Origin of the sequence: Nostoc sp. 'Peltigera membranacea cyanobiont' 232, assembly GCF_002245985.1 — a bacterium.
In the GTDB taxonomy this organism is placed as follows: Bacteria; Cyanobacteriota; Cyanobacteriia; order Cyanobacteriales; family Nostocaceae; genus Nostoc.
Window position 1 is genome coordinate 1 of record NZ_NOLK01000174.1, and the last position, 15910, is coordinate 15910.

The 15910-nt window shown below is 41.9% G+C and carries 15 protein-coding genes; 10 read left to right on the forward strand and 5 right to left on the reverse strand.

Annotated elements, in window-relative coordinates; all coding sequences use genetic code 11:
• Nucleotides 1-150: 150 nt before the first annotated feature.
• Nucleotides 151-846 carry a hypothetical protein gene (locus CDG79_RS33880; RefSeq protein ID WP_223278507.1) on the reverse strand — a complete coding sequence of 232 codons (696 nt, stop codon included), beginning with the start codon at nucleotides 844-846 and terminating at the stop codon, nucleotides 151-153.
• Entirely contained in the window at nucleotides 821-2068 is a 1248-nt protein-coding gene (locus CDG79_RS33885; RefSeq protein ID WP_094346029.1) for an urease accessory protein UreH domain-containing protein, read from the reverse strand. The genes CDG79_RS33880 and CDG79_RS33885 overlap by 26 nt, the downstream gene beginning before the upstream one ends.
• A gap of 248 nt (nucleotides 2069-2316) precedes the next feature.
• Between CDG79_RS33885 and CDG79_RS33890 the strand changes: the two genes are divergently transcribed.
• The 4 genes from CDG79_RS33890 (at nucleotide 2317) to CDG79_RS33905 (ending at nucleotide 7043) form a co-directional block, all read left to right on the forward strand.
• A complete protein-coding gene (locus CDG79_RS33890; protein ID WP_094346030.1) occupies nucleotides 2317-3291 on the forward strand; it encodes a toll/interleukin-1 receptor domain-containing protein in 975 nt (324 codons plus the stop codon).
• A 397-nt stretch (nucleotides 3292-3688) separates the two neighbouring features.
• Nucleotides 3689-4954 (forward strand): TIR domain-containing protein, encoded by a 1266-nt coding sequence (locus CDG79_RS33895; protein WP_094346031.1) that lies wholly within the window; start codon nucleotides 3689-3691, stop codon nucleotides 4952-4954.
• A gap of 46 nt (nucleotides 4955-5000) precedes the next feature.
• Nucleotides 5001-5843, forward strand: coding sequence for an ABC transporter substrate-binding protein (locus tag CDG79_RS33900; RefSeq protein WP_262985863.1), 843 nt, complete (start codon nucleotides 5001-5003; stop codon nucleotides 5841-5843).
• A gap of 144 nt (nucleotides 5844-5987) precedes the next feature.
• Nucleotides 5988-7043 carry a M28 family peptidase gene (locus CDG79_RS33905; protein ID WP_094346033.1) on the forward strand — a complete coding sequence of 352 codons (1056 nt, stop codon included), beginning with the start codon at nucleotides 5988-5990 and terminating at the stop codon, nucleotides 7041-7043.
• A gap of 48 nt (nucleotides 7044-7091) precedes the next feature.
• Here the strand turns inward: CDG79_RS33905 and CDG79_RS33910 are convergent, their stop codons facing one another.
• On the reverse strand, nucleotides 7092-7352 hold the full coding sequence (locus tag CDG79_RS33910) for a hypothetical protein (protein WP_094346034.1): 261 nt from the start codon (nucleotides 7350-7352) through the stop codon (nucleotides 7092-7094).
• A gap of 122 nt (nucleotides 7353-7474) precedes the next feature.
• Nucleotides 7475-8158 (reverse strand): iron-sulfur cluster biosynthesis transcriptional regulator SufR, encoded by a 684-nt coding sequence (sufR, locus tag CDG79_RS33915; RefSeq protein ID WP_094346035.1) that lies wholly within the window; start codon nucleotides 8156-8158, stop codon nucleotides 7475-7477.
• A gap of 244 nt (nucleotides 8159-8402) precedes the next feature.
• Here sufR and sufB point away from each other — a divergent pair, with 244 nt between their 5' ends.
• From sufB to CDG79_RS33945, 6 genes are all read left to right on the forward strand, one after another.
• Entirely contained in the window at nucleotides 8403-9842 is a 1440-nt protein-coding gene (gene sufB / locus CDG79_RS33920; protein WP_094346036.1) for a Fe-S cluster assembly protein SufB, read from the forward strand.
• 127 nt (nucleotides 9843-9969) lie between these two features.
• Nucleotides 9970-10761 carry a Fe-S cluster assembly ATPase SufC gene (sufC, locus tag CDG79_RS33925; protein WP_094346037.1) on the forward strand — a complete coding sequence of 264 codons (792 nt, stop codon included), beginning with the start codon at nucleotides 9970-9972 and terminating at the stop codon, nucleotides 10759-10761.
• Nucleotides 10761-12131: a Fe-S cluster assembly protein SufD gene (sufD, locus tag CDG79_RS33930; protein ID WP_094346038.1), complete on the forward strand. Its 1371-nt coding sequence runs from the start codon at nucleotides 10761-10763 to the stop codon at nucleotides 12129-12131. The genes sufC and sufD overlap by 1 nt, the downstream gene beginning before the upstream one ends.
• A gap of 35 nt (nucleotides 12132-12166) precedes the next feature.
• Nucleotides 12167-13429 carry a cysteine desulfurase gene (locus CDG79_RS33935; protein ID WP_094346039.1) on the forward strand — a complete coding sequence of 421 codons (1263 nt, stop codon included), beginning with the start codon at nucleotides 12167-12169 and terminating at the stop codon, nucleotides 13427-13429.
• Between the two features lie 103 nt (nucleotides 13430-13532).
• Nucleotides 13533-14141, forward strand: a complete 609-nt coding sequence (locus tag CDG79_RS33940) for a hypothetical protein (protein WP_094346040.1) — start codon at nucleotides 13533-13535, stop codon at nucleotides 14139-14141.
• A 1-nt stretch (nucleotide 14142) separates the two neighbouring features.
• Nucleotides 14143-14781, forward strand: a complete 639-nt coding sequence (locus CDG79_RS33945; RefSeq protein ID WP_094346041.1) for a Uma2 family endonuclease — start codon at nucleotides 14143-14145, stop codon at nucleotides 14779-14781.
• A 28-nt stretch (nucleotides 14782-14809) separates the two neighbouring features.
• On the opposite strand, the gene CDG79_RS33950 is transcribed toward CDG79_RS33945, so the two are convergent.
• Entirely contained in the window at nucleotides 14810-15808 is a 999-nt protein-coding gene (locus CDG79_RS33950; RefSeq protein WP_094346042.1) for a ParB/RepB/Spo0J family partition protein, read from the reverse strand.
• Nucleotides 15809-15910 lie beyond the last annotated feature (102 nt).

Below are 15910 nucleotides of genomic sequence, written 5' to 3' on the forward strand. Positions count from 1 at the left end.
ATATGGGAATTGGGAATTGGGAATTGGGAATTGGGAATTGGGAATTGGGAATTGGGAATTGGGAATTGGGAATTGGGAATTGGGAATTGGGGAAGATACTTGTTAAATAATTCCCCTTTGTCTTCCTCATCTCTCCCTACTCCCTACTCCCTACTCCCCACCCTCTCTCATGCTTCGCAGTACGAAGACTAAGATGCCGATAAATCCGAAGATTGGAAGTGCGATCGCCCAAATTGGTAATTTCTGAGATTCACCCTCTACTAAATTACCATTGACATCTTGCTGGTTTTGTGGGTTCTGTGTAGACCCACCTGCCACAGTAACTTCAAATTTGAATTGAAAGGGTTTGAATCTTGCCCCAGAGACTGGTTTACCATTTAGCTGCAACTCATAAATCCCTGGCTTGGGAAAGGTAATTTCTGCACCTGGAATACCTTGATAACGTTCAGCTGCCACAGCTTCTAACTGTGGTTCTAAAAGTGGTGGTTCTCCGGCTGCATAAGGTTCGGCATAAACAGCTAACCGACAATTACACTGTGCCAAGGGAATAACTTTTCCACCTCTGCGGGTAAGTGCAAACCAAGTTTGCGAAGGTTCTCCAGCGCGGGGATTATCATTTGGTTCAATGTGGATTGTGCCACCAACATCTCCAGCGACTTCCACCTTATGAGCAGATGCAGGGTAAAGATTAGTTATTGATATAACTAAGCAACTCAGGAATAATAAATACTTTATTTTTCCTTGATGCAAGGATTTGCCTTTGAGTAGGTAATGCCTCTGTTTTTGACTCGTTGGGATTGAGCCAGAAAATAAGGATGATTTACCGCGATTTGGTTGGGGGAACATAAAACTTTTCTAAGGCTAACTTTGACCAAAAAAAGCGCGAACGTACTAGCAATACACCGAGAGTAACAATTCCCATCAGTACTACCGCTAATTTATTTCCCCAAGTTGATTGGGAGGAACCCAGATAATGGGAACCAATCAACACAGCATGAATGGCGCTCAAGAGCAAGGCTGGCACACCCAATAGATGAATCTGTCGCCAACGCTTGCCCAAAGATTTCTGCAACGATTCCCAACTCGTAAAAGCGGCGGGGGACATTAATATCAATGCTACAGCACCCGCAGCCATACCCCACTGAAATTCTGGCGGCAGGAAAAAAAAGGCGGCAAAATTCCATTGCAATGAGTGTTCTATCATGTGGGCGGTGTGAACCACAGAAAGCACAAAAGATCCTACTCCCAAACCCCGGCGGTAACGCAGTGGTGAAGCCCAAAAGCCACTAATGGGGCGGGCAATTAGCGCCAAAATTAAGCAGATTAACGCTGCGTGTCCGGTGTAATCTACCATTGTGTCACCAGTCCGCAACAAGGTAATGATGCCAATGGTGAGCGTTACCCAACCGCCTAATCGAAACAACTGACTGCGCCTGTCTTTACTTACCAACGATGTGGAAATGCCTACACCTAGCATCGTGGGTAGAGTTCCCAAACCAAAAGCCAGCATTGTTGCCCCACCCATCCATAAATTGCCAGTTTCAGCAGCTTTTATTTGGGCAGCATATAGGAAACCACAGGGCATTAAACCCCAAGTCATTCCTAAAAGCATTGGTGTCCACCATTTGGTTTTAAAGGAAAGCTTAACCATTCCTGCGCTGAGGCGATCGTGTAAACTACCCTGCAATAGGGGATGTAACACGGGAATGCGTGGCAGCAAATCGGGTTTTACTTGTCCTAAGCCAAACCAAATCAGCATCACGCCAGTTACAATTGCCATCCAGCGCCGGAAGTCGCTACCAACACCCGCTAGCTGTCCACCTTGCAGCAATACCGAACCCAGCGCCCCAATGCCAGCACCGACTAGAGCATAGCTCAACATCCGCCCCAGGTTTAGCAGGATATGAAATTTTAATTGCTGTTGCCAAGTGTCGGACTTTTCTAAGGGTGATGTCCCTTTCGGCTGATGAGACAGGGAAAATGCCACTGTTAGGGGCCCACACATCCCAAAGCAATGTCCAAAACTCCCCAGGAACCCCACGATCGCGATCAGCAATAAATCTACCATAAAAGCCCTGAGTCATGAGTCCTGAGTGTCAGAGTAAAGATTTTGAAGAAGTAATTAGAAATTCTTTTCTTCTTTGCTCAGTACTCAGCACTCCTCTAGTGCGGCACTTTACGTGAAGTTGTGTTCTCTGTCAAAAGACAAACCGTCAAACTTGATATTTACTCTAGGGAATTAGTTCCTTTGTACTGGTATAAGATATAAAGGTATTAATAATAAGTAAATACCTGCCTTTAATTAATAATCGTCGAATGGCTATAATTTTTTTCTCTTATTCACATCGGGATGAAACCCTGCGCGATGAGTTGGAAATTCATCTTGCTATGCTAAAAAAGCAAGGTTTCATTGAGACGTGGCATGATCGGCGAATAACTGCTGGTGAGGAATTCGATAAGGCAATAAGCAAAAACTTGGAAGAAGCAGACATCATTCTTTTATTAGTCAGTTCAGATTTTCTAGCTTCTAATTACTGTTATGACATTGAAATGCAACGTGCGATGGAAAAGCATGAGCAAGGAGAATCCCACATTATACCAGTCATCCTGCGTCCATGCGATTGGCGCAGTGCCCCATTTGGCAAGCTCTTGGTCATGCCAACTGATGGCAAGCCTATCACAAAATTCCCCGATAAAGACGATGCTTTTCTTGAAGTAGTCAACGCTGTAAAAGGGACAATTACTCGCCTACAACTCCGTCAGGATTCCACGCCACCAAGCATAAGTTACGGTTCTGCTGTCAAACCACAAATTTTGGATATACCAAGATCGAGCAATCTCCGTATTCGCAAAACATTCTTGGATCGAGAGAGGGATCAATTTGTGGAGGAATTGTTTGAATACATAGCCAACTTTTTTGAGAATTCACTTGCTGAATTATCCAACCGAAATCCAGAAGTGGGTACAAATTTTAAACGTATAGATGCAAATCATTTTTCGGCTATTGTCTACATTGCGGGAAAGAAAGCTACTCAATGTCGAATTTGGATAAGAGGAACTAGCCATCTTTATGGAAACGATATTGCATATTCCTCAAATGCCTCAGGAAGTGACAATAGTATTAATGAATCTATGTCTATAGTTGATGATGGATACGCTCTTTTTCTGCAACCATTAGGAATGGCTTCCTTTCCAAGCCAACAGAATATGAAGAAATTATTGTCTCAACAAGGAGCCGCTGAGTACTTTTGGGATATCTTGCTAAGACCATTGCAACAAGGCTCAACATGAATGTTCTGTCATCAGGGTCAATCTATAAAAAAACTCTTGCACAAATAATTTATACTAAATTAGGGAGTTTACCAAAAGCTGACTGAGCAAGATGCCAAACAAATAAGCCAAAAGCTTATCGAACACAGAATTGAAACCCCTGTTTGGAGTAAGTGGAGAATAATACCTCTATTAGACCCAACTAAATTAGTAAATAAGAGCACCTCCTGAACACTTATTAAATGTTGAAAGGTACTATTTAAAACAATTATTTAAGTAAATATGGGTGCTTGTACTTCAGCCATATTAAATTTGCTCAATATTTTTGTTTTATATGAAACTCAATATTCCCACGTAAAGAGTCTCAATGTATAATCAGTTATTGCCAGAATAATCGCTATTAGATTTATAACTAAAAATGAATTTACGCTCATTTTCTGGGGTAGTAGATGAGTCACTTCAGGTATTTTTTTGTTACTCCCGCCAGGACGACTCGCTGCGGCGTGAACTGGTAGATCATCTTGCTGGTCTTATCAATTGTGGTTATATTACAATTTGGTATGACCGGATGATTGAGCCTGGGTCAAACTGGCAGAATGAAATTGAAGATCAGTTGAGGGCAGCAGATATTGTCTTACTACTGGTTAGCGCAGGTTTTATTGCCTCAAAATATTGTTATAACAATGAGATGTCCCTCGCACTGGAACGACACAGACGCGGTGAAGTTTGTGTCATCCCTGTTATCCTTCGTCCCTGCGATTGGAAACATCCGCCTCTTATAAATCTTCAGGCTTTGCCGACAGATGGTAAACCTGTTGTTCGTCAGGGCTGTTTAAATGATGAGTCTTTAAACGATGTAGCGCGGGAAATTCGACGGGTAGTTGAAGGTATGCGGAAGAAACGCCAACCTCCACCCACTCCATCTACTGGAGTTTCTGACCATGTTGTACCACCTCCCAAAGGATCATGGCTAAATAAGATTACTAGAAAACTCAGGATTCTGTTATTCCGCAGACGCTACCGCTTTGATCGCCGGATGGAGTGGGCAATTATCAGTCTGTTATTAATTCTCTTGATCGCTTCCCCACTCATATTAAAACGAATTTTTCCACCACCTCCGATTCAGAATGTGGAAAAATTCATTAGCTTTGGGGAAAAACCTCTGCTTGATCCTAGACAGGATGAATCAGCCAAAGCAAAATATTACTATAGTCAGAAGTTGTCAGGGATGCAAGAATTCAAGAAAGAGCATTATAAGCAAGCATCTGAAATATTTAACAACATCCGAAAAGATGCCAAAAATGTTGTAGAGAGATATCGTAATGATACTTCTGATAAAAACTCTGAAAAAGTTGCGGCTTTAGCAACTCTAAAAGATCCCGAAATTCTGATATTTCGCAATAACGCTCAAGCACGACAGAATCATAAGGATCGACCAGAATCAACTCTTTATACAATTGCTGTTGCGGCTCCGATGAAAAAATATGCCGGGAGTCAGATTTTACTTGGAGTTGCTCAGGCACAAGATAAAGCTGTTAATGCGCCAGAAGATTCAAAGTTAAATTTACAAGTATTAATTGCTGATGATGGCAACTATAAATCTCAAGCTAAGAACATAGCAACTGAACTCGCCAAGAATCAAAAAGATGTTATTGCTGTTGTAGGACACTATCTATGCTTCTAGTAGCACCTGCTCTGCCCTACCACAATATAGCGAAGGCAATCTTGTTGTGATTTCTCCAGGTAGTACCATGTTTGGTATGCGCTCAGAATGTAGAGACAATAACAAAGTGTTTTTTCGTACTGTCTCTTCAACGCAAGTAGAAGCCGAGTCACTTGTCACTCACTTATTGAATAATAGTGGAAAACCTAATCCTCAAGTTGTTGTTTTTTACAACCCTGAAGAAGAATTCAGTAAATCTCTATTTAAACAGTTTAAAAAAGTTTTAGAAAAAGATAAAAAAGGAAGAGTTATTGGTGTCTCTTCACTATCAGCACCGAACTTTAGTTTGACACAAGAGTTAGGAAAAAGCAAACAAGCTGATGCTTTAGCTGTTTTTCCTGATGGTCAAACAGAGGATAGTAATAATTCATTTTATAGAGCAATTGAGGTGATCGAGAAGACAGATAAGTTGATCTTGGGTGCAAATTCGCTTTATCTGATGGAAACCTTGAATAATCTTAAAGATTTACAACTCAACAATCGCTTGATTATTGCTGTTGACTGGTATCCTAATCAGCCTGGAGCAGATGTTTTTTCTACGCCAGCAGAACAGTACTGGTACGGTAACGTAAACTATAGAACTGCTATGGCGTATGAAGCAACTGAAATATTGGTCAAAATATTACTAAAGTCAGGAGTACAAAACAATCGATCAAGCATAAAAGATAATTTATCTACATTTAGTCCAACAAAAAGTAGCGTAGTTCGTGACTTAACAGTAAGTTTTGAAGAAAATGGCGATCGCAATGAAAAAAATATTAGGGTTTTGGTTACTCCAATTAAACCAACCAATCTCGAACAAAACAATAGTCAGCTTAAGTTTTGTATAGTTAATTCCCCTGCTTGTTAGTGTAGTTAGGGCATAGTTTTCTTCTACACATTGCTTTTCTTATTAAGCATAGCCTCTTGGTTAACTAAAAATTTTCCCTTTTAAGAAAAGTGGACTGATTAGGGATTCGCGCTACCCTAAGTCAGGAAGCCAAGGATAAATCACATGAAAAAATGGATTTGGCTGATGCTGTTGGTGTTGATGGCAGTTGCCGTGGTGGGTAGTAGAGGTAGGACGTTTTTAGAACAGCGTCCGTCACCGGCAATTGTTGAGCGCATTCCAGTGGAAACACCCCAACCACAGCCAGAGTCTAAGGAAGTTGACAGTGCGCCACAAGTGTCTACTGACAAGCTGTTAACCCATATCCAAAAGTTAAATTTTCAGCGCTACACTACAAAAGAGCGATCGCTTACTCGCACTTATATCACAACTGAACTGAAAAAATTCGGCTGGAAACCTAAATTAGAAAAGTTCTCTGAGGGTGTGAATATTTTTGCTGAACGCCCAGGAACTGACAAACCCGCTAAAGCAATTCTGGTAGCAGCGCATTACGATACTGTTGCTTTATCCCCCGGTGCTGATGATAACGCCAGTGGTGTCGCTGTAGTGCTGGAAGTTGCACGGTTACTCGGTTCCCGTCCCACACCACGGACGTTACAACTAGCTTTTTTTGACAAAGAAGAAGCAGGACTTTTAGGTAGTCAAGCTTTTGTGAGCAAGACAAGACGCTTACAAAATTTAGGCGGAGCGATCGTTATGGATATGGTTGGTTATGCTTGTTACACTGTTGGGTGTCAGAAATACCCTGCCGGATTGCCTGTTACCCCACCTAGCGACAAGGGTGACTTTTTGGCAGTAGTTGGTGATACAGAACATTTGCCTTTACTGAATGCCTTTCAAAGCTCACAGATGCTCCCCTCAACCGCCCTGAATAAACAAGAATCAAATCTGCCAGCAGTTCTGACACTACCAATTCCTTTTAAAGGTTTACTGACACCAGATACCCTCCGCAGCGATCATGCACCATTTTGGTATCAGGGTGTGGGTGCTGTATTGGTGACAGATACCGCAAATTTACGAACTCCGCACTATCATCAACCTAGCGATGTTCCAGCGACTATCGAGCGATCGTTTTTTACAGGAGCAGCACAGATTATAGTCAATGCAACTACTGCCTTGTTAAATAAAAATGAGGTTTTAGAAACTCAACCACCAAGCTAGGAGAAAGGCATTACAATCGCAGGAAAATTGGAAAATTTGTTAAACAAATTACCATTTCAGATATGAAGCTTCAATTCCCTGCTCACGGCGAATTCTACCATCTTTTTCAAACCACGCAATTAGTTGCGGCGCTGTCAAATCTTCAATAGCAACATCGTACTCTTGGGCAATATGCTTTAAAAGCTTAAGTGATGAAATTGTCAATCTTGTTAAAAACTTTTCTGGGGAAGACAACAAAGCCGCATCTACTTTTGCTGACTCTTCCAGCGTTAAAAATTGTGCTGATGGTTGCTGTGGTAATACGTCCATAAACTCTATTTGAAACTTAGTTTGGCATGGGGCATGGGGCATGGGGCATTGGGTATTAGAAAATGACGAATGACGAATGACAAATGACTAATGACGAATGATGAATGACTAATGACAAATGACTAATGACGAATTTGTACCAAATAACCACAACGATGTTCGCCATCAATAATCCAGTGGGTGCGTTCTACGGTACAATCAGGTAAGACGGCTGCAAACATTTCTAATTCGTGACCACAAATGCTGGGGAAAGACTCGGCAACGTTGGAAATGGCGCAGTTATGCTCCATTAAGATAAAGCGATCGCACTCAAAGCTGTCATTCACATCAACAGCGTGATACTCTGCCATGAAGCCTTCCGCTTTTCTCAATTCTACTAAGTTGGCTACCCGTTCTCGCAGTGAACCGTTACCGACGCGATCGCGGTATTCTAGAGCTTTACGCTGCCACTGTTTCTCTAAAATCGATTTAAATTGATCGTGTCCTACCGTTTCGGCTAAGGTGTCTAGCAGCGAAACCGCAAAATGACCGTGGCCATCACCAAAGCGATCGCTCATGGTTCGATGCAAGCGATCGCGTCCTTGACGACTCAGTTGATAAAGGTGCTGCGGCCGCCCCATACCCGCCGCCTGCATTGATGTCGAATACAAAACTAGCTCCTCCGTCTCCAAGTCCTTGAGGTGGCGACGAATCGCTTGGGGGGTAACGTCTAAAACTTCAGCTAGCTCCAAAGCCGTTGCTTTTTCGTGTTTGTGCAGATACTCAAGGATATCTTGCTTAGTTGAGGACTGGTGGGTAGTCGCCATCTTATGGTTGGTGCGAGGCGTTCAGCGAACGTCCCAAAAATTTCTTTGAAAATTTGACTTTGACAACATTGTTGTTGTTAATCTAGCGTAAAATGAAGATAGGTTAAACAACAAAGCTGTTGTTTTAGTCTCCACCACTATTCTAGCAGCCGTGTAACCATTGCGTAACCTGATATGGGAATCGGCTAAAGATAAAGTCCGTCTCCCATCCTAAAAGAGTTCAGAACACGAGAGATTATTACTGATGAGTGCCACTGTCAAAACCTTAGTCAACCAACCTTACAAGTACGGCTTTATCACCGATATTGAGTCCGACACTATACCGCGTGGACTAGATGAGGACGTTGTTCGCTTGATCTCTTCCAAGAAGAACGAGCCGCAGTTCATGCTCGACTTTCGCCTCCGGGCTTATCGTCAGTGGCAAAAAATGACGGAACCAACTTGGCCGAATGTCAAGTATCCGCCAATCAATTATCAGGATATCATTTATTACTCAGCGCCAAAACGCAAGAAAGAAAAACTAAACAGCTTGGACGAAGTCGATCCAACCCTTTTAGAAACCTTCGAGAAGTTAGGCATTTCTCTATCTGAACAGAAGCGGCTGGCAAATGTCGCCGTCGATGCAATTTTTGATAGCGTCTCTGTCGCTACTACATTTAAGGAGAAGTTAGCGGAAGATGGCGTTATTTTCTGTTCGTTTTCCGAAGCGTTGCAAGAACACCCTGAATTAATCAAAAAATATTTGGGTAGCGTTGTTCCCATTGCTGACAACTATTTTGCCGCCTTGAACGCCGCCGTGTTTAGCGATGGTTCTTTTGTCTATATTCCTAAAGGCGTAAAATGTCCAATGGAATTGTCTACCTACTTCCGCATCAACTCTGGTGATACGGGACAATTTGAGCGGACTTTGATTGTCGCCGAAGAAGGTAGTTATGTTTCTTACCTTGAAGGTTGTACCGCCCCGATGTATGACAGCAACCAGTTACACGCCGCCGTTGTGGAACTCGTCGCCCTTGATAACGCCGAAATTAAATACTCTACTGTGCAAAACTGGTACGCTGGCGATGCTAATGGTAAAGGCGGTATTTACAACTTTGTCACCAAGCGCGGTTTGTGTCAGGGTGTAAATTCCAAGATTTCCTGGACTCAAGTAGAAACAGGTTCAGCGATTACTTGGAAATATCCTAGCTGTGTGTTGGTGGGTGATAACTCTGTGGGTGAGTTTTACTCGGTGGCGCTGACAAATCACATGCAGCAAGCTGATACTGGCAGCAAGATGATTCATGTGGGTAAAAATACCCGCAGTACAATTATTTCTAAAGGAATCTCCGCAGGTAATTCTAGTAACAGCTACCGGGGTTTGGTGAAAGTCAATCCGACAGCGAAAGGGGCGAGAAATTATTCCCAGTGCGACTCAATGCTGATTGGGGATAATGCCCATGCCAATACTTTCCCTTATATTCAGGTGCAAAATAACACTGGCAAAGTAGAGCATGAAGCTTCTACTTCTAAGATTGGGGAAGATCAGTTATTCTACTTCGCTCAACGGGGTATTTCTTCGGAAGATGCAATATCAATGATGATTAGCGGCTTCTGTAAGGATGTTTTCAATCAGCTACCGATGGAGTTTGCTGTGGAAGCTGATAAGTTGTTGAGTTTGAAGTTGGAAGGTAGTGTTGGATAGGGTTTGTAGTCAGCACTTTAGTGCTGGGAAATCACTAGGAACTGAAAAAATTAATTGTAGTCAGCACTTTAGCGCTGGAGAAAAGCGCTAAAGCGGCTACTACGAACCAAAAAAGAAGAGAGAAAAAATGATTATTGAAAATAGCGAAATTGTGCTGTCAGTAAGGAATCTGACGGCTAATGTTGATGGGACACCGATTCTTAAGGGTGTGAATCTGGAGGTGCGATCGGGTGAAATTCATGCGATTATGGGGCCGAATGGTTCTGGTAAGAGTACTTTTTCTAAGGTGTTGGCTGGGCATCCGGCGTATGAGGTGACTGGCGGTGAGGTGATTTTCCAGGGGCAAAATCTTCTGGAGTTGGAACCGGAGGAACGAGCGAGAAGTGGTGTGTTTTTGGCGTTTCAGTATCCGTTAGAAATTCCGGGTGTGAGCAATTTGGATTTTTTGCGGGTGGCGTACAATTCCCGTCGCAAGGCGCAAGGTTTAGAGGAAATTGACGCTTTTGATTTTGACGATTTGATTGAGGAAAAACTGGATGTGGTGAAGATGAATCCCAGTTTTCTCAGTCGGAGTTTGAATGAAGGGTTTTCTGGTGGTGAGAAGAAGCGGAATGAAATTCTGCAAATGGCGTTGCTGGAACCAAAGTTGGGAATTTTGGATGAAACTGATTCGGGTTTGGATATTGATGCACTCAGAATTGTGGCGAATGGCGTAAATCAACTGGCAAGTCCAGACAATTCGACAATTTTGATTACTCACTATCAACGATTACTCGATTATATTGTGCCAGATTTTGTGCATGTGATGGCACAGGGGCAGATTATTACAAGTGGTGGTAAAGAACTGGCGTTGGAGTTAGAGTCTCGCGGTTATGACTGGGTGCTAGAAGAATTTGCAGCTGCTGAGGTGGGTGTGTAATGAGTATTCAAGTATCTCCTAGTCCAATACCTAATTCAAATGTAGTCAGTTTGACATCGACTTTGTTAGATAGAGATGATTATCTGACTGGATTGTTAAATCAAGTAACGGTAACAAAAACAGCAGGTTGGTTGCAGGAATTACGCCAAAGCGCTGCTAATTGGGTACGTCACTCGACTATCCCGACTACCCGCGAGGAAGAATGGCGGTTTACTGATTTGTCGTCTCTGCGAAAGCTGCAATTTAATCTAGAGACGGGAAATTTTGCGTCTTTGAAATTTGAGATCTTGCCAGAGGCAGCTAATAGTCGTTTGGTTTTTGTTAATGGGGTTTTTGCGCCGGAGTTATCCGCAGTTACAGATTTACCATCTGGAGTTGTGGTGAGTAATTTGGCTGGTTTGTCTGCGGTTGAACAGGAGAGTGTACGGCAGTATTTAGCTCAAGCTGAGGGAGCGCAAGAAGTTTTTACTGCTCTCAATACGGCTGGGATAACTGATGCTGCTGTGGTGTGGGTGAAGAAGAATGTGGTGGTTGAAACGCCAATTCATTTGGTGTTTATTTCAGGTGAGACGCTGACGATTTCGCAGCCGCGTTGTTTGGTGGTGGCGGAAGGTGGTTCGCAGGTGAGGTTGGTTGAGGAGTATACGAACCGCCAAGGCGCAGAGAGCGCGGAGGAAGAGGGAGTATATTTTACTAATGCGGTTACGGAAGTTTGGGTGGGTGACAATGCGGAAGTTACTCACACTAGGGTTGAGCGAGAAGGTGCAGAGGCTTTTCATATTGGGAAAACTGCGATCGCACAGGCTCGTGATAGCCGATATACTTGTCATGCCATAACTTTAGGGGCGAAGTTGTCGCGGCACAATTTGGAAGTTTTGCAAACTGGTGAGCAGACGGAAACTACTCTCAATGGGTTGACGGTAATTTCTGGTAAGCAGTTGTCTGATACTCACAGTGCGATCGCACTAAACTATCCTCACGGTACAAGCGATCAATTGCATAAATGTATTGTAGGCGATCGCGCTCATGCGGTGTTCAATGGTAAAGTTTTTGTACCCAAACCAGCACAGTTGACAAATGCAGCCCAGTTGAATCGCAATTTACTGCTGTCATCGAAAGCCAGAGTTGATACCAAACCCCAATTAGAAATTACAGCAGATAATGTCAAATGCGCTCACGGTGCTACCGTTAGCCAATTGGAAGATGACGAAATATTCTATCTGCAAAGTCGAGGAATTGATGAAAACGATGCTCGGAAGTTATTAATTAACGCCTTCGCTGCTGAAGTTATCAACAAAATACCAGTCCCTTCTCTGCGAGAAATCCTGTTAAACACAGTCAATAATCTAAAGTCCCTGACTAATGACTAATGACTAATGACTAATGACTAATAACTAATCTACCAATGACTTTTACCTCTACCAAAACCCTTGCTGATAAAGTTCGCGCTGACTTCCCGATATTGCATCAGGAAGTCAACGGGAAACCCTTGGTTTATCTCGATAATGCTGCAACATCGCAAAAGCCTTTGTTCGTATTAAATACCCTCCGGGATTATTACGAGCAATATAATGCTAACGTGCATCGCGGTGCCCATACCCTAAGTGCTAAAGCTACCGATGCTTATGAAGGTGCTAGAGATAAAATTGCCAAGTTCATCAATGCTGCATCGCGTCAGGAAATTGTCTACACTCGTAACGCAACCGAGGCGATTAACCTAGTAGCCTACAGTTGGGGAATGAACAATTTGCAGCCGGGAGATGAAATTATTCTCTCGGTGATGGAACACCACAGTAATATTGTGCCTTGGCAATTGGTGGCGCAAAAAACGGGTGCAGTCCTGAAATTTGTAGAATTGACACCAGAAGAAACTTTTGATTTGGAACAGTTTAAAAAGCTGATTTCTGACAAAACCAAGTTGGTGTCAGTAGTGCATATTTCTAATACTTTGGGTTGTATTAACCCAGTGGCAGAAATTGCTGCGATCGCACACAAATATGGTGCTAAATTTTTAGTTGATGCTTGCCAAAGTCTTCCTCACTATCCTGTCGATGTACAGAAGATAGATTGCGATTGGTTGGTAGCATCTGGTCATAAAATGTGCGCTCCAACTGGAATAGGATTTCTTTATGGCAAGTTGGAATTGTTAGAATCAATGCCACCATTTTTTGGTGGTGGCGAGATGATTGCAGAGGTATATTTAGACCATTCTACTTATGCAGAGTTACCGCATAAATTTGAAGCCGGTACACCTGCAATTGGGGAAGCGATCGCACTTGGTGCTGCGATAGATTATCTTAGCAATATTGGCATGGATGAAATTCACGCCTACGAAGCAGAATTAACAGCTTATTTGTTCCAACAATTAGAACAAATTCCCCAAATTAGAATTTACGGTCCCAAACCAAATGCTAAAGGGGAAGGTAGAGCCGCTCTTGCATCCTTCACCGCCGGAGAAGTTCACGCTAACGACTTATCTACATTATTAGATCAAGAAGGCGTTGCCATCCGTTCTGGACACCACTGCACACAACCATTACACCGTTATTTAGGTCTTGCTGCAACCGCACGAGCAAGTCTATCTTTCTACAACACCCGCGAGGAAATTGATATTTTCATCAAAGCCCTGAAAGAAACTCTCGACTTTTTTGCAGGTTTCCTTGATTAAAGTTACAAAATATTCAGATACTAATTGTGCCAAATATCAGCAACATATCTTGCTAATAGTTGGCACAATTTAATTATCTGGATTCTTTACAGGAGAAACTAAAGTGTCATACAGTGACTTTACTTTAGATAGAGTTAGAAAAACCTTTGGTTTAACTATTTCTGATAAAACTGATATATTTGCATCTGTACATGAAGTAGAGTGTCCACCATTACTTACAGAACTATTGCGGGAAAATGTACCTTTAGCTCTTGCTAGTAATACTGAAAAATCCCGTTCAGAGATGATTATTGCGCCTATTTTAATTGCTGTGAGGAAATATTTAAATAATCAAATAAGTTTATTTTCTGGTATCGATTTTACAGTTGATTCAGCACAAGGTTTAAATGGAAACTGCGATTTTATTATTAGCCGTTCACCAGAGTTACTAATTCTGAACGCGCCAGTTGTGACAATTGTAGAAGCGAAAAAAGAAAATATCAATGCCGGATTAGGTCAGTGTGTAGCAGAAATGTTAGCAGCTAAATTGTTTAATGAACGTGAGGGTAATAACATTCAGGCAATTTATGGAACTGTCACCACTGGAACTAACTGGAAGTTTTTGAAGCTCATTGAGCAAGTGATTGAAATCGACTTGAGCGAGTATTATATTAATAACATAGGTAAAATTATTGGGATTTTATCTAATATCCTGACAGAAGAAGTATTGTAATATGCTTGTCAAGTCAACTCCTGCTGAACAAAGAACAGTGCTACAGAACATTAGCTGGGAAACCTTTGAAGCCTTGCTGAGAGATACAGGTGAAGATAGAGGTTCTCGGTTTGCTTATGACTGCGGTGTTTTAGAAATCATGACTCCACTTTTTGAACACGAAAATCCTAAAATTCAGTTTGACCGATTGATATTCGCTTTAGCTGAAGAAGTGGGAGTAGAAATGAAAAGTGCTGGTTCTACAACACTGAAGCGGCGATTAGCACTTCGAGGTATAGAACCAGATAACTGCTATTATATACAAAATGAATTTAAAGTCAGAGGTAGAGTAACACTAAATTTAGAAACAGATCCGCCGCCTGACTTAGCAATTGAGATTGACATTACCAGTAGTTCAGTTAACAAACTGGGGATTTATTCAGCGTTGGGTGTAACTGAACTTTGGAGATACGACGGGCAAAATTTAAAATTTTCTCAGTTGATAGAAGGGCAATATGTCGAGTGTAAGTTTAGTATTGCCTTTCCTATAGTTTCAGTGAATGAGATAAGCAGATTTATTGACCAAAGTAAAAGTATGGGAGAAATTGCTTTACTTAAATCATTTCGCGCTTGGGTCAGGGAGAAGATTAAAATAGAGTGATTTCTACCTATATTTACAATTATCGCATTTATAAGTCACTATCAAAACTATGGGATATTGTCTTAATAGAATCTACACTTGTACCAATTTCCATGATGGCATCCCATTTTTCCATTAACTTCTCAATCACTATATAACGGCATTTCTTATCGAGCTTTAGATTTTTAAAAGTAGCTCGTCTAAGTTCTTTCTTGACTTTATTAGTACGTGCTTCTGGAACGACTATATAAAGTGGAAAATTTAAATTTGGACAAAGCGTGACTAAATCAGCCATCCTTAGTAAACCTGAGTAAATCGGTGTAGTAAGTTCAACCTCAAATGCCGCAGTAATTTGATGACTACCACTTAACCAAACTACATCAATGTACTTAACTGTTGATTGTGCATCGTTCCCAATTCCTAATGGCGGGAAAGAATCAATACTTAAGTTTCCCAATTGTTCTTTCTCCCACATACGTGAGCGATCATTAGAAGCAATCCATACGGAACCACAAAGCTTTTGACCTAACTTAGCTAATATCCACTGCATTTGTGTATGTTGTTGTGCTTCACTAGTATTTTCAATACTGCTAATCATTTTGAAAGCCGCATCTACACTTTTGTGGTTCAATTTCTTTCGTAATGCTTCTGCTTTTGCAAGATTACCAACTAAAAGTGCCTCATCAATAGCTGATACAACTTTACGAGCCTTTTCATAATTAATACCACTTCCTATACCAACCCTCTTTGCTATGACATCCCTAGTACTTCCCACGCCAGATCCTTTACTTCCCTGACGCTGACGAGAGTTAGTTCGCTCAATAGCTTCCCAAGTTAATCCTTCCCGGCATTTTTGCTCTATAGATTTTTCTCTGTTAGCATTCTCCAGTAACAGAGTTTCTAATTCAGCGATTTCATCAGTAAACTCTTTTTCTTCAACGGGAACTGTTACCCACCCAAGAGATGACACTGCTTTCCAACGCCGATGTCCACTGATGATTGTACCCTCTGGTGTAACAATAAGGGGTAAATATAGCGAAGCTGTCACCAGGGGCAAGATAGCCTGAAAGTATTGCGGTGAAAGACTTTCAGACTACAAGGTTCTCAGATATACGAACAAAGCGTATTTTTAGACACATTCACCCCGTCT

What these genes read in the sequence shown, in the direction of transcription:
- CDG79_RS33880 (WP_223278507.1), bottom strand. Translation starts at nt 846, where the DNA reads ATGTTCCCCCAACCAAATCGCGGTAAATCATCCTTATTTTCTGGCTCA.
- CDG79_RS33885 (WP_094346029.1), bottom strand. Translation starts at nt 2,068, where the DNA reads ATGGTAGATTTATTGCTGATCGCGATCGTGGGGTTCCTGGGGAGTTTT.
- CDG79_RS33890 (WP_094346030.1), top strand. Translation starts at nt 2,317, where the DNA reads ATGGCTATAATTTTTTTCTCTTATTCACATCGGGATGAAACCCTGCGC.
- CDG79_RS33895 (WP_094346031.1), top strand. Translation starts at nt 3,689, where the DNA reads ATGAATTTACGCTCATTTTCTGGGGTAGTAGATGAGTCACTTCAGGTA.
- CDG79_RS33905 (WP_094346033.1), top strand. Translation starts at nt 5,988, where the DNA reads ATGAAAAAATGGATTTGGCTGATGCTGTTGGTGTTGATGGCAGTTGCC.
- CDG79_RS33910 (WP_094346034.1), bottom strand. Translation starts at nt 7,352, where the DNA reads ATGGACGTATTACCACAGCAACCATCAGCACAATTTTTAACGCTGGAA.
- sufR (WP_094346035.1), bottom strand. Translation starts at nt 8,158, where the DNA reads ATGGCGACTACCCACCAGTCCTCAACTAAGCAAGATATCCTTGAGTAT.
- sufB (WP_094346036.1), top strand. Translation starts at nt 8,403, where the DNA reads ATGAGTGCCACTGTCAAAACCTTAGTCAACCAACCTTACAAGTACGGC.
- sufC (WP_094346037.1), top strand. Translation starts at nt 9,970, where the DNA reads ATGATTATTGAAAATAGCGAAATTGTGCTGTCAGTAAGGAATCTGACG.
- sufD (WP_094346038.1), top strand. Translation starts at nt 10,761, where the DNA reads ATGAGTATTCAAGTATCTCCTAGTCCAATACCTAATTCAAATGTAGTC.
- CDG79_RS33935 (WP_094346039.1), top strand. Translation starts at nt 12,167, where the DNA reads ATGACTTTTACCTCTACCAAAACCCTTGCTGATAAAGTTCGCGCTGAC.
- CDG79_RS33945 (WP_094346041.1), top strand. Translation starts at nt 14,143, where the DNA reads ATGCTTGTCAAGTCAACTCCTGCTGAACAAAGAACAGTGCTACAGAAC.